Here is a 20,543-nt window from a genome sequence, read left to right on the forward strand (position 1 = left end):
CTCGAGCCCTATGCTGCGAATCGTGCCCGCCCGCCCCGCGACTCCGACGCTCTACGACGTCGCCCGCGAGGCCGGGGTGTCGTTGGCGACCGCCTCGCGTGCGCTCAACGGCAGCGCCCGGCGGGTCCGCGAGGACTCCCGGGTGAAGGTGCTCGCCGCCGCCGAGCGGCTCGGCTACTCCACCAACGCGCCCGCCCAGGCGTTCGCGCGCGGAGGATCGACGAGCATCTTCCTCGTCGTGAGCGACATCACCGACCCCTTCTTCGCGGCGATCGCGGCCGGGGCGATGCGGCGCGCGGGATCGGACGGCCGGCTCGTGCTCATGGGGGTCACGGAGCGCGATCCGGCCCGCGAGCTCGACATGGTGCGCACGGCGCGGCGGCAGCGGCCGGCGGCGATCGTGCTCGCCGGAAGCCGCCGGCATCCGGACCGCACGCGCGCCGCCCTCCTCGGCGAGCTGGACGCGTTCGAGGCGGGAGGCGGCCGGGTGGTCGCGATCGGTCAGGACTCCCTGCCGTACGCGCGGGTCTCGTTCGATCACGCCGGCTCGGGGCGCGATCTCGCGGCGGCCGTGGCCGGCCTCGGATATCGCCGCCCGCTCGTGCTGGCGGGCCCGGCCGAACTGCAGATCGCGCGCGAGCGGGTGCGCGGTCTGGCCGACGGCTTCGAGACCGCGGGCATCCCGCTGTCCGGCGATCGCGTGGTCTCCGGCGGCTTCGGGCGCGATGACGGCGAGGCGACGATGCGGGACCTGCTGCGGGCCGGCGTCGAGGCCGACCTCGTGGTGGCGGTCAACGACGTCATGGCCATCGGGGCGCTCGCGGCTTTGCGCGAGGCCGGGGTCGGGGTGCCCGACCGGATGGGCGTGGCGGGCTTCGACGACATCGCGCCGTCGCGAGACGCCGCCCCTGCGCTCACGACGGTGCGGCTGCCGCTCGAGGAGGCGGGGAGCACGCGATCGAGCTCGCCCTCGGCGACGAGGTCCACCCGCGGGTGCGGCTCGGCACGACGGTGCTGATGCGCGCGAGCACGGCCGCCTGAGCCGCGGGCTCGCACTCCTCGACGCGGCGGGACACTGCCGCTATGCTACGGAAAGCACTTTCCGTACGCGAGGAGAACCGCATGACCCGCACCACCCGACTCGGCGTGATCATGAACGGCGTCTCCGGACGCATGGGGTACCGGCAGCACCTCGTGCGCTCGATCCTGGCGATCCGCGAGGAGGGCGGCGTGCTGCTCTCCGACGGCTCCCGCGTCATGCCCGACCCCGTGCTCGTCGGCCGCGACGAGGACAAGCTGCGGGTGCTGGCCGAGCGACACGGCCTCGAGCACTGGACGACCGATCTCGATGCGGTCCTGGCCGATCCCGAGTACCCGCTCTACGCCGACTTCCTCGTCACGACCAAGCGCGTCGACGCGATCCGCCGCGCCATCGCCGCCGGCAAGGACATCTACACCGAGAAGCCCACCGCCGAGTCGTTCGCCGACGCCCTCGACCTCGCCCGCCGCGCGCGCGAGGCGGGCGTCAAGAGCGGCGTGGTGCACGACAAGCTCTACCTGCCCGGGTTGCAGAAGCTGCGCCGGCTCATCGACTCGGGCTTCTTCGGCCGCATCCTCAGCGTGCGCGGCGAGTTCGGCTACTGGGTGTTCGAGGGCGACTGGCAGACCGCCCAGCGGCCGAGCTGGAACTACCGCGCCGAGGACGGCGGCGGCATCACCTCCGACATGTTCGCCCACTGGAACTACGTGATCGAGAACCTCTTCGGATCGATCTCGTCGGTGTACGCGCGGGCGGTCACCCACATCCCGCAGCGCGTCGACGAGCACGGCGTGACGTACCCGGCCACGGCCGACGACGCGGCCTACGCGATCTTCGAGCTCGCGAACGGCGCCGTCGTGCAGCTGAACTCGAGCTGGGCGGTGCGGGTGCACCGCAAGGAGCTCGTCGAGTTCCAGGTGGACGGCACCCTCGGATCAGCGGTCGTCGGCCTGTTCGGCGCCGAGATCCAGCCGCGCAACGCCACCCCGAAACCGGTCTGGAACCCCGACGTGCCCGACCCGCGCGACTACCTGGGCGACTGGCACGAGCTGCCCGAGAACGACGTCTTCGAGAACGGGTTCAAGACCCAGTGGGAGCAGTTCATCCGGCATGTCGCGGAGGACGCGCCGTACACGTTCGATCTGCTCGCGGGCGCTCGCGGTGTGCGGCTGAGCGAGGAGGGCCTGCGCAGCTCAGCCGAGGGCGCCGCGTCGATCTCGCGCCGGTGACCCTGTGAGCTCGGTCGCGCTGCTCGGCGCCGACGGCACGTCGACGCGGCTCGAGCTCGCACCCCCGCCGCCGGACCCGCGACCGGCGCACGCCCCGCGCACCCGCGAGGTGTTCGCCGCGGCGCACGTCGTGCCGCGGGCCTGGGCCGACAACACGCCCGGCGCCCCGGCGGAGCTCGACTGGGACGCCACCCTCGCGTTCCGCCGTCACGTCTGGTCGTGGGGTCTCGGCGTCGCCGACGCGATGGACACCGCGCAGCGCAACATGGGCCTGGACTGGGCCGCGACCACCGAGCTGATCCGGCGCAGCGCCGCGGCGGCCCGGGAGGTCGGGGGCCCGCTCGTGGTCGGCGTCAACACCGACCACGTGGCCGAGCCCGTCATTCCGCTCGACGCGGTCATCGACGCGTACCTCACGCAGCTCGAGGTCGCGGAGGACGCCGGCGCGGGTGTCGTGCTCATGGCATCCCGGCACCTCGCGCGCGCCGCGGAGTCCGCCGCCGACTACGAGCGCGTGTACCGCGCCGTTCTCGACCGGGCCGGCGCCCCCGTCGTGCTGCACTGGCTCGGCGACGCGTTCGACGCGCAGCTGGCCGGCTACTTCGGCCCCGCCGGCTCGACGGGCGCCGACTGGCGGGCGGCCGCGGAGACCGTGCAGCGGATCATCGGCGAGAACCTCGCGAAGGTCCGCGGCATCAAGATGTCGCTGCTCGACGCCGAGGCGGAGCGCGTGGTGCGCGCCGGACTGCCCGCGCCCGCGCGGCTCTACACGGGCGACGACTACCACTACGTCGAGCTCATCGAGGGCGGGCGAGACGTCGACGGCGTGCAGCGCCACTCCGACGCCCTGCTCGGCGCCTTCGCCGCGGTCGCGCCGCGCGCCGCCGTGGCGCTCGCCGCGCTCGATGACGGCGACACCGCCCGCTACCGCGCCGTTCTCGCGCCCACCGAGGCGCTCGCCCGGCAGGTGTTCGCGGCGCCCACTCCCTATTACAAGACGGGCGTCGCATTCCTCAGCTGGCTGAACGGACATCAGAGCGCGTTCCAGCTCGTGGGCGGACTGCACGCCGGCCGCGGCCTCGTGCACCTGAGCGAACTCGTGCGGCTTGCCGACGCGGCCGCCGCGCTCGAGAGTCCCGACCTCGCCGCCGAGCGCTGGGGTGCCCTGCTGCGGGTGAACGGCATCGAGGCATGAACCGCTTCTCGCTCAACCAGGCGACCATCAAGAAGGCCGACCTCGCGACGGCGCTGCGCGTGACCGCCGAGGCCGGCATCCCGGCGATCGGGCTGTGGCGCGAGCCCGTGCAGGAGGTCGGCCTCGCCCGGGCCGCGGACCTCGTGCGGGGGTCGGGGCTGCGCGTCTCGAGCCTGTGCCGGGGCGGCTTCTTCACGACTCCCGAGAGACCGGAGCGCCGCGCCGCGCTCGACGACAACCGCCGGGCCCTCGACGAGGCCGAGGCGCTCGGCGCCCCGACCCTCGTGCTCGTCGTGGGCGGTCTGCCCGCCGGCTCGACCGACCTCGTCGGCGCGCGCTCCCGGGTCGCCGACGCGCTGGCCGAGCTCGCGCCCGACGCCACGGCGAGGGGCGTGCAGCTCTCGATCGAGCCGCTGCATCCCATGTACGCGGCCGATCGCGCTGTCGTCTCGACGCTCGGTCAGGCGCTCGACCTCGCCGCGCCGTTCGAGCCCGCCGCCGTCGGCGTCGTCGTCGACACCTTCCACGTCTGGTGGGATCCCGAGCTCGCCGCGCAGGTCGCGCGCGCCGGCCGCGAGGGCCGCATCGCCTCCTATCAGGTGTGCGACTGGGTGACGCCCATCGCGCCGGACGCTCTCCTGTCCCGCGGCATCCCGGGCGACGGCCACATCGACTTCACCGCCGTGACCGCCCTGCTGCGCGACGCAGGCTACACGGGCGACGTGGAATGCGAGGTGTTCCGGCAGGAGGTGTGGGACGCCGACCCCGCCGAGGTCGCGCGGCGCTGCGCCGCCGCCTACCGGGAGTTCGTCGAGCCGGTGCTCTGAGCATCTTGCCGCCGTCGCGGCGGGCGGCGAGGATCGGAGCATGACCGACGCCCCCGCCCCCGTGCAGCGCATGGTCGAGGCGACCAACGCCGCCGACAGCGACGCGTTCGTGGCCTGCTTCGCGCCGGACGCCTACCTCGAGGACTGGGGGCGGGGCTTCCACGGTCGGGAGGGCGTGGCGGCGTGGGACCGGACCGACAACATCGGCGTGCACATGCACTTCGAGGTCGACGCCGCCCGTCGCGACGGCGACGACTGGGTCGTCACCCTCGTCTCGACGGGCGGCGGCTACAACGGCACGAGCGAGATCCGGTTCCGTCTCGACGGTGACCTCATCGCGCGGATGATCATCGCCGGGTAGCGCCTGCGTCGGCCGGGAGCTCGAGGAGGGACGCCATCAGGTCCGGGTGATCGACGAAGACCCCATCGACGCCCGCGTCGAGAATGCGGCGCCACTCACCCCGCCAGTCGCCCCAGGCCGCGTCCGGTCCGGGCATCCGGAATGGCGGCGTCAGGTAGCGGTTCTCGGGCCGCAGGGTCCAGCAGAAGACCTCGAGTCCGGCCGCGTGCGCCCGGGTCACGATGCCGTCGGGACGTTCCGCGGACGCCAGCACGAGCGGTCGCTCCAGGCTGATCCCATCGAGGTCCCGCGCGATCCACTGCAGCTTCGGGTCGTCGAGCTCATCGACGGCCGCCTCGTCCTCCAGGAGCCGGATCAGGCGCCCTCCGTCGCCCTCGGCGGCCAGTTCGTGGAGGGGCTCCGACTCGAAGCTCTCGGTGACGAGGCGCGGGTCGCGTCCCGCCCAGCCGCGCCGGGCGAGGTCGCGACGGTACGCCTCGGTCATCGAGAGGCCGAGGGAGGCGAAGTGTTCCACATGCTTGAGCTCGGCCACGATGCCCAGCCGGCGACCGCTGCGGAGGGATTCGCGCTCCACCAGCTCGATCAGGTCGGGGAAGGACAGCAGGCCGAAGCGGTCGTCGAACGCGGCGTTGGCCGGGCGGACCCCGGGCGGCGCTCCCGGGCACGCAGGGTGCGCAACTCCGCCCAGGCGAAGTCCTCCGTGAACCAGCCCGTGACCTCCTGACCGTCGACCGTCGCCGTGCGGCGGCGGTCGGCGAACTCGCGTCGGTCGGCCACGTCGGTGGTCCCCGAGATCTCGTTCTCGTGGCGCAGCACGAGCACCCCGTCGCCGGAGAGCACGAGATCCGGCTCCACGGCATCCGCACCCTGGGCGAAGGCGAGTTCGTAAGCCGCCGACGTGTGCTCGGGCCGGTAGCCGCTGGCGCCCCGATGCCCGATGACGAGCGGTCGATCCGGCGTCATTCCTTGATGGCCCCAGCCAGCATCCCGCGGATGAAGTACCGCTGGAGGATCGCGTACAGGATGATGAGGGGCAGCGCCACGATCGTGGCGGCGGCCGAGAGCAGCGCGTACTGCGTGACGAACTGGCTCTGGAAGAAGCTCAGGGCCAGCGGCGCCGTCCGGAACGACTCGCTCGTGATCATCACGAGCGAGAGCAGGAAGTCGTTCCACGTCCACATGAACGTGAGCATCACCATCGTGATCACCGCGGGCCGGACCACCGGCACCAGCACCTGCCACAGGGTCCGCATGTCGCCGGCCCCGTCGAGACGGGCGGCCTCGATCAGGCTGGACGGGATGGCGGCGAAGAAGCCGCGCATCCAGAAGATCCCGAACGCGACGCTCTGCGCGATCTGGGGCAGGATCAGGGCGGCGTAGGTGTCGGTCAGGCCGACGTCGCGCATCTCGAAGTAGAGCGGGATGATGTACGCCTCGAGCGGGATGAACATCCCGATGAGCATCAGGTAGAACAGCACGTTGCGTCCCGCGAAGCGCATGCGCGCGAAGGCGAAGCCGGCGAGGATCGAGAAGACCGCGGCGACGACGACCGTCGTGACGGTCACGATGACGCTGGAGAGCATGTACTGCGAGAACCGGCCCTGATTCCAGGCCTGCACGAAGTTGCCGAAGTCGAGCGAGCGGGGGATCGCGAAGGACGCGGTCGCCTGGTCCGCCGGCGTCAGCGCGGTGAGGACGACCCCGACGATCGGGATGAGCGAGATGAGCGCGAACAGGCCGAGGACCGCGTAGTTCACGATGGCCTCGGGGCGGGACAGTCTCATAGGTCGTCCTTCGGCGCGATCCGGCGGATGAGCATCGTGATGAGCAGCACCAGGACCGTCAGGATGATCCCGATCGTCGTGGCCATACCGACCCGCCCCTGGTTGAAGGCGAGGTTGTACACCTGGAAGGCCGGCACGGTGGTGCTGGTGCCCGGTCCTCCGCCCGTCGTCACGAACACAACGTCGAAGGTCTTGAGGGCGGCGACCACCGTCAGGGTCAGGGCGACCGACAGCGGCGCGCGCAGAGCGGGAAGCGTGACGGAGAACAGCTCACGCCAGAAGCCGGCCCCGTCCACCCGGGCCGCCTCGAACAGCTCGCGCGGGATCTGCGAGATGCCGGTGAGGAACAGCACGAGGCACAGGCCGATCTCGACCCACGTGCCGATCAGCCCCACCGCTGGCAGCGCCGTGGAGAAGTCGCCGAGCCAGGTGCGGGTCGCGACGCCGAGCCCGAAGATCCGCAGCACGGTGTTCAGCAGGCCGTCCGGCGCGTAGATCGACACCCAGATGACGCCGATGACCACGGCGGCGATCACCTGCGGCAGGAAGATGAGGGTCTGCAGGATGCCGGCACCCCGCAGCCGCGCAGCCCGCTGCAGGAGGGCGGCGAGCACGAGCGCGATCACGATCGGCAGCACCGCGTAGAAGAACACGAGCACGGCCACATGAGCGAACGACTGGGTGAGGGCCGGGTCGGTGACCGCCGCGACGTAGTTCCCGATGCCGACCCAGGTGGCGAGGCTGATGCCGTCCCATCGGAAGAAGGAGATCCAGATCGCCTGCCCGACCGGGTAGAGCACGAAGGCCGCGACGAACACGAACGCGGGCGCGACGTAGAGATACGCCCGGTGGTCCCGACGCCGGGGACGGCGCCGCGTTGCCGCGACGCCGTCCCCGTCAGGACCCGGTGAGGTGTGCGCCTGCGCGGCGCGTGCCTGGTCGGTCATGCGTCGATCAGTTGCCTCCGCCGAAGCCGGAGTAGTCGGCCTGCAGCGCCTTCGTGAACGCGGCCGTGTTCTCCGTGCCGCCCATGAGGGACTGCACGTTCGAGACGATCGTGTCGTAGAAGGTCGGGGTCGACCAGTCCATGTAGGCGACGAGTCCGTTGTCCTTGGTCAGCCGCGACCACGTCGACAGGATGTCGTTCGTCAGCGTGCCCTCCTCCGCCTTCGCGTCGGCCGACGGGACGGCGGGCAGCTGGTTGTTCTTCTCCAGCGTCGTCATGCCCTTCGCGCTCGAGATGAAGTCGATGTAAGCCGCCGCAGCGTCCTTCTTCTTCGACCGGGCCGGGATCGCCCATCCCATGCCGACGCCGCCCATCGCGACGAGCGGGTCGCCCGCCTTCTGGGGGAGCACCGTGAAGCCGGCACCCGAGTCTCCGGCACCCGCCTTCTGGATGGCATCCTGGTTCCACACTCCGCCGAGGAAGAAGGCGGCCTTGCCCTGACCGAAGGCCGTGGCGGCGGTGTTGGAGTTGACGCCGTTGAAACCGGGCGTCACGTAGCCCTTCGTCGCCCAGCCGGCGAGCAGGTCGGCGGCGGTGTGGACGCTGGGCGAGTCGAACGTGCCGGCCTGGTGGAAGATCAGCTGGGACGCGGCCTTCTGCCCGAGCTGCGGCATGAGCGCGATCCCGAGGAGGTGCACAGCCGGCGACTTGTCCTGGTCGCCGAACGCGATCGGGAGGATGCCCTTCGCCTTGATCTTCGGGAGGTCCGCCTCGAGCTCCTCCATGCTCTTCGGAACGGGCAGCCCGACGCTGTCGAGAACCTTCTTGTTGTAGAAGGTGCCCACCATCTCGCCGGTGATCGAGAGGCCGTAGAGGTTGCCGGAGCCGAGCTTGGACCCGTCCGGCGTGACGGAGTCGAGGGCGCGCTGGCTCGACGGGAAACGCTTGGTCCAGCCGTACCGGCTCGCGTACGGTCCGAGATCGGTGAGCAGGCCCGCCTTCACGTAGGCGGCCATGTCTGCGAAGCCCTGGTTGGCCTGGATGACGTCGGGCGGGGTCGAGGAGCTCAGGGCGAGCTTCAGCGTGGTCCGCAGGTCGCTTCCGGAGCGGACGACGCGATCGATGTGGACGTTAGGGTACTTGGCCTCGAACTGCTTGTTCAGATCGTCGAGCGAGGTGCTGATACCGGGCGTGGTCTCCTGGTCCCACACCGTGAGGGTGAGCTTGCCGAGCGAGGCGACATCGGTGGTGATCTTGGTCGGCTTGTCCGTCGAGCCCGACGACGACTGCCCGCTCCCCGGTGTGCACCCGGCGAGCAGCATCGCCGTCGCCGCGACCGCCGCCAGCGCGGCCGACCACTTCATCGTGTGTTTCGTGTGCATCTCGTCTTACCTTTCGAATGGATCGGATCCGCTGACCTCCGCGAGGTCGATCCGTGCAGGGACGTGAAGACGAGCATACTCACAATCTGGTCTAACTGGTACAGTCATCTGGAAAACTCAGGATGAGCGCTCCGTATCCAGCGTGTAGCGTCGGCGAAAACCAGCTAGACCAGTTTGAGGAGAGTCGTGCAGCAACCCCAGATCTTCGCCACCGAGGACGCAATCGGCAGCGCCGTGGCCGACGAGATCGTCGCCGGACTGGCCGAGGCGAGCGCCGCCGGCCGACCGTACGCCCTCGGGGCGCCCAGCGGCCGCACCCCCGCACGACCTACCGCGCCCTCGCCCGGCTGCTGGCGAGCCGTCGCGATCTCGACCTCGGACTCCTGCACATCGTGATGATGGACGACTACGTCGTCCGCACCGCCGGCGGCGCGTTCTCGCGAGTGGATGCCGCGCTCCCGTACTCCTGCGAGCGCTTCGGCCGCGATGAGATCCTGGCGCCGATCGCGGCCGTCACGGGTTCCGGCATCCCCGAGGCGAACCTCCATCTGCCGGACGCGGCCGATCCGGGCGCCTACGACGACCTGATCGCGTCGCTCGGCGGCGTGGACCTGTTCATCCTGGCCAGTGGGGCGACCGACGGTCACGTCGCCTTCAACCCGTCCGGCTCGCCGGCCGACAGCCTCACCCGCGTGGTGGAGCTCTCGCCGGAGACGCGCCGGGACAACATGGACACCTTCGCCCCCACTTCCGCACCCTCGACGACGTGCCCAGCTACGGCATCACGGTCGGGGTCGGAACCATTCTGCGCGCGACCCGCCGGGCCGTCATGCTGCTCATCGGCGAGGGCAAGCGAACCGCGGCGACCACGATCGCCGCCGCGACGTCGTATCAGCCCGCCTGGCCGGCGACCGTCGTCGCCGAATGTCGGAACCCGTCCCTGTATCTCGATGAGGCAGCCGCGGGCGCCATGAGCGCCGGCGTCCGGGAAGCGCGATGAGCAGTTCGCGGTTCGTCCTCGGCGTCGACGCCGGCAACACCAAGACCGATGCGGTGCTCGCGGCGACGGACGGCACGGTCCTCGCATGGGCGCGCTCGGGCGTGGGCGACATCTACAGCGCAGCTGGATCGGCGGCGGCGATCACCGAGGTCCGTGCCGCGGTCGACGCGGCGCTCGGCGACGAGCGGCCCGACCACATCGCGTTCCGGCTCGCGGGCATCGACTGGTCGGAGGACGTCCGGCTCTGGGATGCCGTGATCGCGCAGGAGTGGCGTCTCGGCGGAACCCGCAGCCTGAAGAACGACGGCTTCGCCGCCATCCGGCTCGGCTTCCCGTCGGGGGTCGGTCTGGCGATCACCGGAGGCACGGGGGCGGCCTTCGCCGCCCGGGCTTCCGACGGCCGCGAGTCGAGCCTGGATATGTGGGGCCAGGACGACTTCGGGGCGAAAGGGCTGGGGATCGCAGGCTATCGTGCGGTGGTCCTGGCGGAACTGGGCCTGGCGGAGCCGACCGCGCTCGCCGAGCGGTACCTCGAGTTCTTCGCCGTCCCGACGGTGGATCGCCTCGTCCACCTGTTCACCGCCCGCGAGCACCTTCCCGTCAAGGCCTCCCTGGCACGCACCGCGCCGCTGGTCACGGCCGCGGCCTCCCATGACCCGGTGGCGCACCGCATCGTGGATGAGCAGGCAGCGCTGCTCGCCGACTACGCGCTGGCCACGGCGCGCCGGGCCGGCGACGAGTCGTTGCCGATCGTGCTGGCGGGCACCGTGCTGAGCGCCCCGGAATCTCCGCTCGCCCGGCGCGTCACCGACCGGATCGCGGCGGCCCGGCCGGGCACGCACGTCGCGATCGCGTTCCTTCCCGCGGTGTGCGGCGCCGTCCTGGACGCGATCGCCGAGCACGGCGCACCGGTCACGAGCGGCACGATCGAGCGCGTCGCCGAGACGCTGCCCGAGACCCCGCGGCCCGCGCGCGCCGTCAGCTCGCGCTGATCGGACGGAGAAGATCGGCTTGGAAGCGGTAGGAGTCGGCGCGGTACGTCAGGGTGGCACGGAGGATCGGCACGCCGGCTCGGTCGAAGGTCAACTCCTCCGCGATCAGCGCCGGATCGGTCGCCTCCACGTTCAGCACCGGCGCCAGCGTGCTCCCCATGAGGTCGGACCGGACGCTGTACAGGCTGCGCCCGATCTCCACACCGGACACCGTGCTCAGGAACTCGTAGAGGAGCGGTCCTCCATGTCGGCCGTGTCGATGCCGCGTGCGCGTGCCAGAACAAGCACCGTACGGTCGTAGCAGATCGGAACGTCGTCGAGATAGCGCACGCGGACCAGCTCCACCGCTTGCGCGTCCGGGGCGGTCTGCAGCGACTTCGCCTCATCGAACGTGATCGGTCGCAGGGTCTTCTCCAGCACGTGACTGCGCGGCGTCATGCCGCGTTCGAGAGCCATCTCGGTGAAGCTCTGCAGGGTGTTCGGCGGCTCGCCGACCACGTTGGCGCGGACGTACCAGCCGCGCTTACTGGAGGGCACCAGCCAGTCCTCCTCCGCCAGCCGGTTCAGGCCGATGCGCAGGGTCGCGCGACTGACCCCCAGCGACTCGGCGAGGGCGCGCTCGCCCGGCAACCGGCTGCCCGGTTTGAACATCCCGGCGGTGAGGCGGGCGAGGAGCTCGGTGTAGGCGCTCGTCGTCGCGGGGGACCGGCCGCCGCTGCTCATGTTTGAAACCCTACCGACGTCATCGGCCCGCCGGTCGGCAGACGAAAGGACCCCCGCGTGACGCTTCTCGGCATCGACCTCTTCTCCCCGACGACCGGCACCGAACTGGTCCTGCTGCTGCTCTCCTTCGTGCTCTCGGCCGTCATCGGCATGGAACGACAGCGTCGCCTGAAGAGCGCCGGTCTGCGCACGCACACGCTCGTCGGGATCGGTGCCACCGTCTTCACCCTCGTCTCCGCCTACGGGTTCAGCGCCGTGATCGGCCACGACGTGGTCCTCGACCCTTCTCGGATCGCGGCGCAGATCGTCTCCGGCATCGGCTTCCTCGGGGCGGGGGTCATCTTCGTGCGGCGCAGCACCGTCAGCGGTCTGACGACCGCGGCTTCGATCTGGTTCACGGCGGCGATCGGGATGGCGTGCGGAGCGGGCATGCCGGTCCTGGCGGCGACCGGTACGCTGCTCTACCTCGTGACAGTGAGCCTGCTCAGCGTCGTCGGGAGGCGGGTACGCGCCGCGGACTCCGGCGAGCTGTGGGTGCTCACCTATCGGGAGGGAAAAGGCGTGCTTCGCACCGTCCTCGCGGAGGCCGCCCACCAGGGGTTCGAGGCGACGCTGTCCGACATGCGCGTCGTGGAATCGAAGCACGGATCCGCGCGGGTCGAGGCGCAGCTCCGGATCCGAGGCGCCGGCCCGCTCCGGGAGTTCGTGGAGCATGTCTCCACCATCGATGGCGTCAAGGCCATGACCAGCCGCAGCTCCGCGGAGTAATCGGACTGCGTAGGCTCGAGACCGCTCGACCGTCCGACGAGGAGACCCATGGCCGCCGCGATCCCGAAGACCATGCACGCCGTGGTGGTTCACGGCCCCGAGGATTACCGCCTCGAGGAGCGCCCGGTGCCGGTTCCCGGGGACGGCGATCTGCTCATCCGGGTGGATGCCGTGGGCATCTGCGCGAGCGATCTCAAGTGCTATCACGGCGCGGCCAAGTTCTGGGGCGACGAGCACCGGCCCGCCTGGGCCGAGCGCGACCGCATCCCCGGTCACGAGTTCGTCGGCACGGTGGTCGCGGGTGATCCGGCGGCGCTCGAGCGGCGCGGGCTGGCGGAGGGCGATCGGATCGCGTGCGAGCAGATCGTGCCGTGCTGGGAGTGCCGGTACTGCCTCGACGGGGCGTACTGGATGTGCGCCGTGCACGACATGTTCGGCTTCAAGGGCTGGGACGGGGCGATGGCCGAGTACGTGCTCGTGCCGCGCCAGGCGCTTACGCATCCGGTCAGCCGCGAGCTGCCGCCGCAGGTCGCGGCCTTCGCCGAGCCGCTCTCCTGCGCCTTCCACGCGGTCGAGCGGGCGGAGATCCGCTTCGACGACACCGTCGTCGTCGCCGGAGCCGGCCCGATCGGCTTGTCGGCCATCGCGGGTGCGCGACAGAAGAATCCGCTGCAGCTCATCGCCCTCGACGTGCTCGACGAGAAGCTCGAGCTCGCGAAGAAGGTCGGCGCCGACATCGCGATCAACATCACGACCGACGACGCGGTCGCCCGTGTGAAGGAGCTGACCGGCGGCGACGGCGCCGACGTCTACATCGAGGCGACCGGGCATCCTCGGCCGTCCCGCAGGGGCTCGACCTGCTGCGCAAACTCGGCCGCTTCGTCGAGTACTCGGTGTTCAAGGACCCGGTGACCGTCGACTGGTCGATCATCTCCGACGACAAGGAGCTCGACATCCGGGGCGCCCACCTCGGCCCGCACACCTGGCCGGCCGCCATCAAGCTGCTCGAGGCGCAGACCCTGCCCATGGACGAGATCTGCACCCACCAGTTCCCGCTCGAGCGGTTCCAGGAGGCGCTCGACCTCGTCGGCGACTCGGCGGGCCGGTCGGTGAAGGTCTCCCTGATCCCGTCGCTGTCATGACCGCCGACGTCGATCCCCGCGACGGGCGGAACGAGACCGCGGATCAGCGCGCCGACCGCAACTGGAACGAGCTGCTGCAGGAGCTGCGCGTGATCCAGACGGGCACGCAGCTGATCAGCGGCTTCCTGCTCACGGTCGCGTTCCAGCAGCAGTTCCCGGAGCTCGACCCCGTCGACCGGGCGATCTACGGGGTGCTGGTCGGGCTCGCCGCGGTGAGCACTATCCTCGGGCTCTCGATCGTCGCCCTGCATCGCACCCGGTTCCGCCAGCACGACAAGCCCGCCATCGTGACGGCCTCCAACCGGATGCTGCGGGTGATGCTCGTGGCGGTCGCGATCCTCTCGGTCGGCGTCGTGCTGCTCATCTTCGACGTCGTCTTCGGACGGGTCGCCGGCATCACCGCGGGCGTGCTGGCCCTGCTGATCGCGATCGTGCTGCTGCTGATCGTGCCGCGGCGCTGGGGCCGGCGCGGGGTGGGCACCTCCTGAGAGTCGACGGCCGGCATGCGGACGCCGCGTAGCGTCAGGCGCATGAGCACGACCACCGAGACCAAGCCCGACGTCGAGCGCACGCGGCGGGAGAACGCGGAGCACGGCTTCGTGGCCTCCCGTGCCCTCACCGACTCGCTGCAGGAGGTGCTCGTCGACCTCATCGAGCTCGCGAACCAGGGCAAGCAGGCGCACTGGAACCTGGTCGGACCCAACTTCCGCGACCTGCATCTGCAGCTCGACGAGGTCATCGAGGCGGCCCGTCTGTTCGCCGACGAGGTCGCCGAGCGGATGCGCGCCCTGCACGCGACCCCCGACGGACGCAGCGGCGTCGTGTCGGCCCAGACGACGCTCGAGGAGTTCCCCGGCGGCGAGGTCCTCACCATCGACACCGCTGACATGGTCACGGCCCGCATCGAATCGGCCGTCGGAACCTGCCGCCGGGTGCACGACACGGTCGACGACGAGGACCCGACGAGCGCCGACCTGCTGCACGAGATCATCCAGAAGCTCGAGCAGTTCGCCTGGATGATCTCCGCGGAGCACCGCCGGCCGAAGGGCGCATGATGTCCGCCGCGGAGCCGGAGCTGGAGGCGGTCCGCGCGATTGTCGCCGCCGGGCGGACCGCCGCCGTCACGACCCGGACCGCGGGCGGGGCATTGCACAGCAGGCCCCTGGCCGTGCTCGACGACGAGTTCGATGGCACGCTGCACTTCTTCACGCAGGACCCGAGCGCGAAGACCGCCGAGATCGCGACGCATCCCGAGGTCAACGTGTCGATCGGCGACGGCAAGGGCTGGGTGTCGCTGGCCGGCACGGCGAGCGTGACGCACGACCCCGGGCTGCTGGACCGGTACTGGAACGCGTGGGCAGACTCCTATTTCGACGGCGGACGCGGCGACCCGACTGCGGCGATCCTCGAGGTGCGCGTCGAGACGCTCGAGTACTGGGATCTGCGCAAGCCCGCCGTCGCGCAGCTCTTCGAGGTGCTGAAGGGCGTCGTGACGAAATCCGAGCCGGACCTCGGCGAGAGCGGCACGGCCGACCTCCGGTAGTCCGCGCCCGTCGGCTAGCGTGCGCACATGGTCGAGTCGCGTCGTGCGCCGAACATGTACGACGTCGCCACGCGCGCCGGTGTGTCGCACCAGACCGTGTCGCGCGTGCTCAACGGGTCGCACGGGGTGCTGCCGGCGACCCGGGACCGCGTGCTCGGCGCGATCGCGGAGCTCGGCTACCGGCGCAACCTCGCCGCGCGCACCCTCGCGACCAGTCGCACCCGCGCGATCGGGGTGCTGACGCCGGCGACGGCCGACTTCGGCCCGACGAGCAGCCTGCACGCGATCGAGCGGGCGGTGCGCGAGGCCGGCTACCAGTCGCTCATCACGAGCACGCCGGTGGATGCCGAGGCCGTCCGCGCGAGCCTCGAGTTCCTGCTCGGCCGGTCGGTCGAGGCGCTCGTGGTGATCGCGCCCTACCGGGTCGTGCTCGACGCGCTCGCCGAGGTCGCGGATCCACCGCCCGTCGTCGCGCTGCAGACCGGCGATCCCGCCGACGGCGTGACCGTCGACCAGGTCGCGGGCGCCCGTCTCGCGGCGCGCCATCTCGTCGAGCTCGGTCACCGGTGGGTGCAGCAGCTCGTCGGGCCGGACGACTTCGTCGAGGCCGGGGTGCGGCGCGATGCCGCGGCCGAGGTGCTCGCGGCCGCCGGCCTGGAGCCGCTGCCGGACCTCCGGGGCGATTGGACGGCCGACTCCGGGTATGCGGCCGCCGCCGCGCTCGACCCGCGCGCGACCGCTGTGCTGTGCGGCAACGACCAGATGGCGCTGGGGCTCGTCCACGCGCTCGCGGATCGCGGCCGCCGCGTGCCGGAGGAGGTCAGCGTCGTCGGCTTCGACGACATCCCGGAATCGGCGCACAGCCTGCCGCCGCTCACGACCGTGCACCAGGATTTCGTGGAGGTCGGCCGCCGCGCGGTGGCCCGCCTCCTCGCCCTCCTCGAGGGTGAGGTGGCACCTTCCGTCGGGTCGACCCGGTCTGATGCGACAGAAGCTGCCACCTCACGGAAAGATTCGAGGGTGGAACCGTGGTTGGTGGTGCGGGGATCGACGGCGCCCCGCGGTGCAGAGGAGACGATGTGAACGCTAACATCGAGGACATGACCCCCGACGTCGAGGCCGAGATCGCCCGCGTGCGGGAGGAGGTCGCGCGACTGCACGGCGAACTCGTGCGCTACGGCCTCGTGATCTGGACCGGCGGCAACGTCTCGGGCCGGGTGCCCGGCACCGACTACTTCGTCATCAAGCCGTCGGGCGTGGCGTACGACGACCTGGCGCCCGACAACATGATCCTCTGCACCCTCGACGGCGAGGTCGTGCCCGGCACCGCCGGCAGCGAGCGCAGCCCCTCGAGCGACACCGCCGCGCACGCCTACGTCTACCGCGAGATGCCGGAGGTCGGCGGCGTCGTGCACACCCACTCGACCTACGCCGTCGCCTGGGCCGCGCGCGGCGAGGAGATCCCGTGCGTCATCACCGGGATGGCCGACGAGTTCGGCGGGCCGATCCCGGTCGGCCCGTTCGCCGTGATCGGCGACGACTCGATCGGCCGCGGCATCGTCGAGACCCTGCGCGGGCACCGCTCGCGCGCCGTGCTCATGCAGAACCACGGTCCGTTCACGATCGGCGCGAACGCGAACGACGCGGTCAAGGCGGCGGTCATGTGCGAGGACGTGGCACGGTCGGTGCACCTCGCCATGCAGGCCGGGCCGGTGGTGCCCATCCCGCAGGAGAAGATCGACAGCCTCTACGCGCGGTACCAGAACGTGTACGGGCAGGCCGGCGACGCGCGGCGATGACGGTCTTCGACGACGCCGCGCTGGGCATCGAGCTCGGATCGACCCGCATCAAGGCATGCCTCATCGCACCCGACGCCACGGTGCTCGCGGCCGGCTCGTACGAGTGGGAGAACCAGCTCGTCGACGGGCTGTGGACCTACGCGCTCGACGAGGTGTGGTCCGGATTGCGGGCCGCGTACGCCGACCTGGTCGCCGACGCCGAGGCGCGGCACGGCTCCCGGCCGACCCGCCCCGCGGCCATCGGCGTCTCGGCGATGATGCACGGCTACCTCGCGTTCGACGAAGCGGGCGAGCTGCTTGCGCACTTCCGCACGTGGCGCAACACCAACACGGGCCCCGCGGCGGCCGAGCTCACCGAGCTGCTCGGGGTCAACATCCCGCTCCGGTGGTCGATCGCCCACCTGCAGCAGGCGGTGCGGGATGCCGAACCCCACGTGCCGTCGATCCGTTGGGTGACGACGCTGGCGGGCTACGTGCACGCCGCGCTCACGGGTCGCCGCGTGCTCGGCGTCGGCGATGCGTCGGGGATGTTCCCCATCGACCCCGCCACCGGCGACTACGACGCGGCGATGGTCGCGCGCTACGACGAGCTCGCCGCGGGCACGACGCTGGCCGCGCCGCTGCGCGACCTCCTGCCGCAGGTGCTCTCGGCGGGCGAGGACGCGGGGGAGCTCACCGCCGAGGGGCGGCGCTGCTCGACCCGACGGGCGGGCTGGCGGCCGGCATCCCGCTCGCCCCGCCCGAGGGCGACGCGGGCACGGGCATGGTCGCGACGAACGCGATCGCGCCGCGCACCGGCAACGTGAGCGCCGGCACGAGCATCTTCGCGATGGTCGTGCTCGAGCGGCCGCTGCGCGAGGTCCACCACGAGCTCGACGTCGTGACGACGCCAGTCGGCGATCCGGTGGCGATGGTGCACTGCAACAACGGGGCGAGCGAGCTCGCGGGCTGGGTCGGTCTCTTCACCCGGTTCGCGGCCGCCGCGGGATCGCCGCTCGAGGCCGACGCCGTGTACGAGACGCTGTTCCGCGAGGCGCTCGAGGGCGAGCCCGACGCGGGCGGGCTGCTCGCCTACAACCACCTCGCCGGCGAGCCGATCGCGGGGCTCGACGAGGGCCGTCCGCTGTTCGTGCGCACCCCCGAGAGCCGGCTCACGCTCGCCAATGTCTTCCGCGCTCAGCTGTACGGCGTCTTCGGCACCCTGGCCCTGGGCATGCGCGTGCTCGACGACGAGGGCGTCGGCCTCGACCGGATGTATGCGCACGGCGGCATGTTCCGCACTGCCGGGGTTGCGCAGCGCTTCCTCGCCGGGGCGCTGGGGGCACCCGTGAGCGTCGCCGAGACCGCCTCCGAGGGCGGCGCGTGGGGCATGGCCGTGCTCGCCGCGTTCCGGGCGGCCGTGCGCGCCGGCAGCACCGCCGACCTCGCGAGCTACCTGACCGATCGCGTGTTCGCCGGCCCCGCGCCGGTCACCGCCGAACCCGACCCGGCCGACGTCGCGGGGTTCTCCGCCTACCTCGACCGCTACCGCGCCGGCCTCGCCGTCGAGCGCGCCGCGGTCGACAGCCTCTAGATCCTCGAAAGGACATCCCGTGAGCCGCTCCATCGTGCCCGACCTCAAGACCTTCACCGTCTGGTTCCTCACCGGCAGCCAGGGGCTGTACGGCGAGGAGACGCTGCGCCAGGTGGCCGAGCAGTCGCAGGCGGTCGCGGCCGGACTGGCGGGCTCGCCCGACATCCCGGTCACGGTCGAGTGGAAGCCGGTGCTGACCGACTCCGCCGCGATCCGGCGGGCGATGCTCGAGGCGAACGCCGACGACTCGGTCATCGGCGTCATCGCGTGGATGCACACCTTCAGCCCGGCGAAGATGTGGATCGCCGGTCTCGACGCGCTGCAGAAGCCGCTGCTGCACCTGCATACCCAGGCGAACGTCGACCTGCCGTGGGGCGAGATCGACTTCGACTTCATGAACCTCAACCAGGCCGCGCACGGCGACCGCGAGTTCGGCTACATCGAGTCGCGCCTGAACGTGCCGCGCACCACCGTCGTCGGGCACGTCTCCGATCCGGCCGTCACCGGGCGGGTCGGTGTCTGGACCCGCGCCGCCGCCGGCCGTGCCGCCACCCGCGAGATGAAGGTCGCGCGATTCGGCGACAACATGCGCTACGTGGCCGTCACCGAGGGCGACAAGACGGAGGCGGAGCTGCGGCTCGGCGTGCAGGTCAACACCTGGGGCGTCAACGAGCTCGTGGAGGCCGTGGCGGCGTCCACGACACAGGACGTCGACGCGCTCGTGGACGAGTACCTCTCGCTCTACGACGTGCAGCCCGGACTGCGACCGGGCGCCGAGCGGCACGAGTCGCTGCGGGAGGGCGCGCGCATCGAGCTCGGGCTGCGCTCGTTCCTCGAGGCGGGGGCTTCCACGCCTTCACCGACTCGTTCGAGGACCTCGGCGACCTGAAGCAGCTGCCCGGCCTCGCGGTGCAGCGGCTCATGGCCGACGGGTACGGCTTCGGCGCGGAGGGCGATTGGAAGACCGCGGTGCTCGTGCGCACCGCCGCCGTGATGGGCGCCGGCCTGCCGGGCGGCGCGAGCCTCATGGAGGACTACACGTACCACCTCGAGCCGGGGCACGAGCTCATCCTCGGCGCGCACATGCTCGAGGTCTCCCCGACCCTGACGACGGCCAAGCCGAGCCTCGAGATCCACCCGCTCGGCATCGGCGGCAAGGACGACCCGGTGCGGCTGGTCTTCACCGCCGACCCCGGACCCGCGGTCGTCGTGGCGCTCAGCGACATGCGCGATCGGTTCCGGCTCGTGGCGAACGTCGTCGAGAACGTCGACCTGCCGCAGCCGATGCCGAAGCTCCCGGTCGGCCGGGCGATCTGGAAGCCGCAGCCGGATTTCCGCACCTCCGCGACCGCGTGGCTCACGGCGGGCGCCGCCCACCACACGGTCATGTCGACCCAGGTCGGCGTCGACGTGTTCCGCGACTTCGCGAAGATGTCGGGCATCGAGCTGCTGGTCATCGACGACGCGACCACGATCGACGCCTTCGAGCAGACCGTGCGCTGGAACGCGGCGTACTACCGCCTCGCCCAGTCGATCTAGCGGGTTGGATACGCGGTCTCCGGCCGCTACTCGACCACCTCGCGGGCCAGGCCCTCGATCACCTGCGCGTGCGGCAGCGCCGCGAGCACCGCGCCCGGCAGCTCGACCTTGCTGCCGCGGATGCCCGACCCGACGATCGCGCGCGGCAGCGCCGGGATGCGCACGTCGATGTACAGCGCCCAGTCGTCGGGCAGGCCGATGGGCGTGATGCCGCCGTACTCCATGCCGGTCAGGGCGACCGCGTCGTCCATGGGGGCGAAGCTCGCCTTGCGCGCGTCGAGCAGCCTGCGCACAACGCCGTTGACATCCGCGCGCGTGGTCGCGAGCACGACGCACGCGGCGTAGCGGGTCTCCTCCCCGCGGCGGCCGGCGATGACGACGCAGTTGGCCGAGATGTCGAGGCCGACGCCGTACGTCGCGCAGAACGCGGCGGTGTCGGCGAGCGCGGCATCGATGGGCGCGACGTCGACCTCCGCCGCCGCGTCGCCGAGCGCGTCGAGCGCCGCCACGACGGGGGAGCGAGCAGCTCCGGATGGCGCAGGGCGGGCACGAGGGCGAGCGAGCCGGTCATGGCTCCATTGTGGAGCAGCCGGATGCCCTCGCCGGCGTGCGGAGTCACCCTCCGGATCGACTAGCATCATTGCTTCAGCTAACGATCCCGGCCTCGACGGTGAGACCCGAATCACCCCCACCGGAAGGCG

22 protein-coding genes and 3 pseudogenes are annotated in these 20,543 nt (G+C 71.5%); 17 read left to right on the forward strand and 8 right to left on the reverse strand.

Annotation, left to right across the window (positions count from 1 at the left end):
* Positions 1-22: 22 nt before the first annotated feature.
* The 5 genes from QQK35_RS13585 (at position 23) to QQK35_RS13605 (ending at position 4,651) form a co-directional block, all read left to right on the forward strand.
* Complete coding sequence (locus tag QQK35_RS13585; protein ID WP_284254640.1) at positions 23-1,018, forward strand: LacI family DNA-binding transcriptional regulator; 996 nt, start codon at positions 23-25, stop codon at positions 1,016-1,018.
* A 104-nt stretch (positions 1,019-1,122) separates the two neighbouring features.
* Entirely contained in the window at positions 1,123-2,268 is a 1,146-nt protein-coding gene (locus tag QQK35_RS13590) for a Gfo/Idh/MocA family protein (protein WP_284254641.1), read from the forward strand.
* A 4-nt stretch (positions 2,269-2,272) separates the two neighbouring features.
* Positions 2,273-3,463 carry a DUF993 family protein gene (locus QQK35_RS13595; protein WP_284254642.1) on the forward strand — a complete coding sequence of 397 codons (1,191 nt, stop codon included), beginning with the start codon at positions 2,273-2,275 and terminating at the stop codon, positions 3,461-3,463.
* Positions 3,460-4,290 carry a sugar phosphate isomerase/epimerase family protein gene (locus tag QQK35_RS13600; RefSeq protein WP_284254643.1) on the forward strand — a complete coding sequence of 277 codons (831 nt, stop codon included), beginning with the start codon at positions 3,460-3,462 and terminating at the stop codon, positions 4,288-4,290. The genes QQK35_RS13595 and QQK35_RS13600 overlap by 4 nt, the downstream gene beginning before the upstream one ends.
* A gap of 40 nt (positions 4,291-4,330) precedes the next feature.
* Complete coding sequence (locus QQK35_RS13605) at positions 4,331-4,651, forward strand: nuclear transport factor 2 family protein (RefSeq protein WP_284254644.1); 321 nt, start codon at positions 4,331-4,333, stop codon at positions 4,649-4,651.
* Here QQK35_RS13605 and QQK35_RS19870 read toward each other — a convergent pair.
* From QQK35_RS19870 to QQK35_RS13630, 6 genes are all read right to left on the reverse strand, one after another.
* Positions 4,638-5,225, reverse strand: coding sequence for a glycerophosphodiester phosphodiesterase family protein (locus QQK35_RS19870; RefSeq protein WP_348534943.1), 588 nt, complete (start codon positions 5,223-5,225; stop codon positions 4,638-4,640). The two genes, QQK35_RS13605 and QQK35_RS19870, sit on opposite strands and share 14 nt — an antisense overlap.
* 8 nt (positions 5,226-5,233) lie before the next feature.
* Positions 5,234-5,614: a glycerophosphodiester phosphodiesterase family protein gene (locus QQK35_RS19875; RefSeq protein ID WP_348534944.1), complete on the reverse strand. Its 381-nt coding sequence runs from the start codon at positions 5,612-5,614 to the stop codon at positions 5,234-5,236.
* Entirely contained in the window at positions 5,611-6,435 is an 825-nt protein-coding gene (locus tag QQK35_RS13615) for a carbohydrate ABC transporter permease (RefSeq protein ID WP_284254645.1), read from the reverse strand. Before QQK35_RS13615 ends, QQK35_RS19875 begins: the two co-directional genes overlap by 4 nt.
* Positions 6,432-7,382 (reverse strand): carbohydrate ABC transporter permease, encoded by a 951-nt coding sequence (locus QQK35_RS13620; RefSeq protein WP_284254646.1) that lies wholly within the window; start codon positions 7,380-7,382, stop codon positions 6,432-6,434. Before QQK35_RS13620 ends, QQK35_RS13615 begins: the two co-directional genes overlap by 4 nt.
* A gap of 7 nt (positions 7,383-7,389) precedes the next feature.
* The gene (locus QQK35_RS13625; protein ID WP_284254647.1) at positions 7,390-8,763 is read right to left on the reverse strand and encodes an extracellular solute-binding protein; all 1,374 of its coding nucleotides are present in this window, start codon (positions 8,761-8,763) and stop codon (positions 7,390-7,392) included.
* Positions 8,764-8,927: 164 nt separating this feature from the next.
* Positions 8,928-9,410, reverse strand: coding sequence for a hypothetical protein (locus tag QQK35_RS13630; protein ID WP_284254648.1), 483 nt, complete (start codon positions 9,408-9,410; stop codon positions 8,928-8,930).
* 119 nt (positions 9,411-9,529) lie between these two features.
* Here QQK35_RS13630 and QQK35_RS13635 point away from each other — a divergent pair, with 119 nt between their 5' ends.
* Together QQK35_RS13635 and QQK35_RS13640 are read left to right on the forward strand one after the other, a co-directional pair.
* Positions 9,530-9,763: a sugar phosphate isomerase family gene (locus tag QQK35_RS13635; RefSeq protein ID WP_284254649.1), complete on the forward strand. Its 234-nt coding sequence runs from the start codon at positions 9,530-9,532 to the stop codon at positions 9,761-9,763.
* The gene (locus tag QQK35_RS13640; RefSeq protein ID WP_284254650.1) at positions 9,760-10,755 is read left to right on the forward strand and encodes an N-acetylglucosamine kinase; all 996 of its coding nucleotides are present in this window, start codon (positions 9,760-9,762) and stop codon (positions 10,753-10,755) included. Before QQK35_RS13635 ends, QQK35_RS13640 begins: the two co-directional genes overlap by 4 nt.
* On the opposite strand, the pseudogene QQK35_RS13650 reads toward QQK35_RS13640, so the two are convergent.
* A pseudogene (locus tag QQK35_RS13650) lies at positions 10,742-11,478 on the reverse strand (GntR family transcriptional regulator). The gene QQK35_RS13640 and the pseudogene QQK35_RS13650 sit on opposite strands and share 14 nt — an antisense overlap.
* Before the next feature lie 57 nt (positions 11,479-11,535).
* Here QQK35_RS13650 and QQK35_RS13655 point away from each other — a divergent pair.
* From QQK35_RS13655 to araA, 10 genes and pseudogenes are all read left to right on the forward strand, one after another.
* Complete coding sequence (locus QQK35_RS13655) at positions 11,536-12,246, forward strand: MgtC/SapB family protein (RefSeq protein WP_284254653.1); 711 nt, start codon at positions 11,536-11,538, stop codon at positions 12,244-12,246.
* 48 nt (positions 12,247-12,294) lie between these two features.
* Positions 12,295-13,158 carry an alcohol dehydrogenase catalytic domain-containing protein gene (locus QQK35_RS13660; RefSeq protein WP_284254654.1) on the forward strand — a complete coding sequence of 288 codons (864 nt, stop codon included), beginning with the start codon at positions 12,295-12,297 and terminating at the stop codon, positions 13,156-13,158.
* Positions 13,140-13,388 carry an MDR/zinc-dependent alcohol dehydrogenase-like family protein gene (locus QQK35_RS13665; protein WP_284254655.1) on the forward strand — a complete coding sequence of 83 codons (249 nt, stop codon included), beginning with the start codon at positions 13,140-13,142 and terminating at the stop codon, positions 13,386-13,388. Before QQK35_RS13660 ends, QQK35_RS13665 begins: the two co-directional genes overlap by 19 nt.
* Entirely contained in the window at positions 13,385-13,876 is a 492-nt protein-coding gene (locus tag QQK35_RS13670) for a DUF6328 family protein (RefSeq protein ID WP_284254656.1), read from the forward strand. Before QQK35_RS13665 ends, QQK35_RS13670 begins: the two co-directional genes overlap by 4 nt.
* A gap of 42 nt (positions 13,877-13,918) precedes the next feature.
* On the forward strand, positions 13,919-14,443 hold the full coding sequence (locus QQK35_RS13675; RefSeq protein ID WP_284254657.1) for a Dps family protein: 525 nt from the start codon (positions 13,919-13,921) through the stop codon (positions 14,441-14,443).
* Entirely contained in the window at positions 14,440-14,931 is a 492-nt protein-coding gene (locus tag QQK35_RS13680) for a pyridoxamine 5'-phosphate oxidase family protein (protein WP_284254658.1), read from the forward strand. The genes QQK35_RS13675 and QQK35_RS13680 overlap by 4 nt, the downstream gene beginning before the upstream one ends.
* A 27-nt stretch (positions 14,932-14,958) precedes the next feature.
* Entirely contained in the window at positions 14,959-16,014 is a 1,056-nt protein-coding gene (locus QQK35_RS13685) for a LacI family DNA-binding transcriptional regulator (protein ID WP_284254659.1), read from the forward strand.
* A 17-nt stretch (positions 16,015-16,031) separates the two neighbouring features.
* Complete coding sequence (locus QQK35_RS13690) at positions 16,032-16,730, forward strand: L-ribulose-5-phosphate 4-epimerase (protein ID WP_284254660.1); 699 nt, start codon at positions 16,032-16,034, stop codon at positions 16,728-16,730.
* Positions 16,727-18,303, forward strand: a pseudogene (locus tag QQK35_RS13695) (xylulokinase). The gene QQK35_RS13690 and the pseudogene QQK35_RS13695 overlap by 4 nt, the downstream one beginning before the upstream one ends.
* A gap of 31 nt (positions 18,304-18,334) precedes the next feature.
* Positions 18,335-19,842, forward strand: a pseudogene (gene araA / locus QQK35_RS13700) (L-arabinose isomerase).
* Between the two features lie 26 nt (positions 19,843-19,868).
* On the opposite strand, the gene QQK35_RS13705 reads toward araA, so the two are convergent.
* On the reverse strand, positions 19,869-20,351 hold the full coding sequence (locus QQK35_RS13705; RefSeq protein ID WP_348534945.1) for a YbaK/EbsC family protein: 483 nt from the start codon (positions 20,349-20,351) through the stop codon (positions 19,869-19,871).
* Positions 20,352-20,543 lie beyond the last annotated feature (192 nt).

It is taken from the genome of Pseudolysinimonas kribbensis, from assembly GCF_030161895.1.
Classification (GTDB): Bacteria; Actinomycetota; Actinomycetes; order Actinomycetales; family Microbacteriaceae; genus Pseudolysinimonas; species Pseudolysinimonas kribbensis.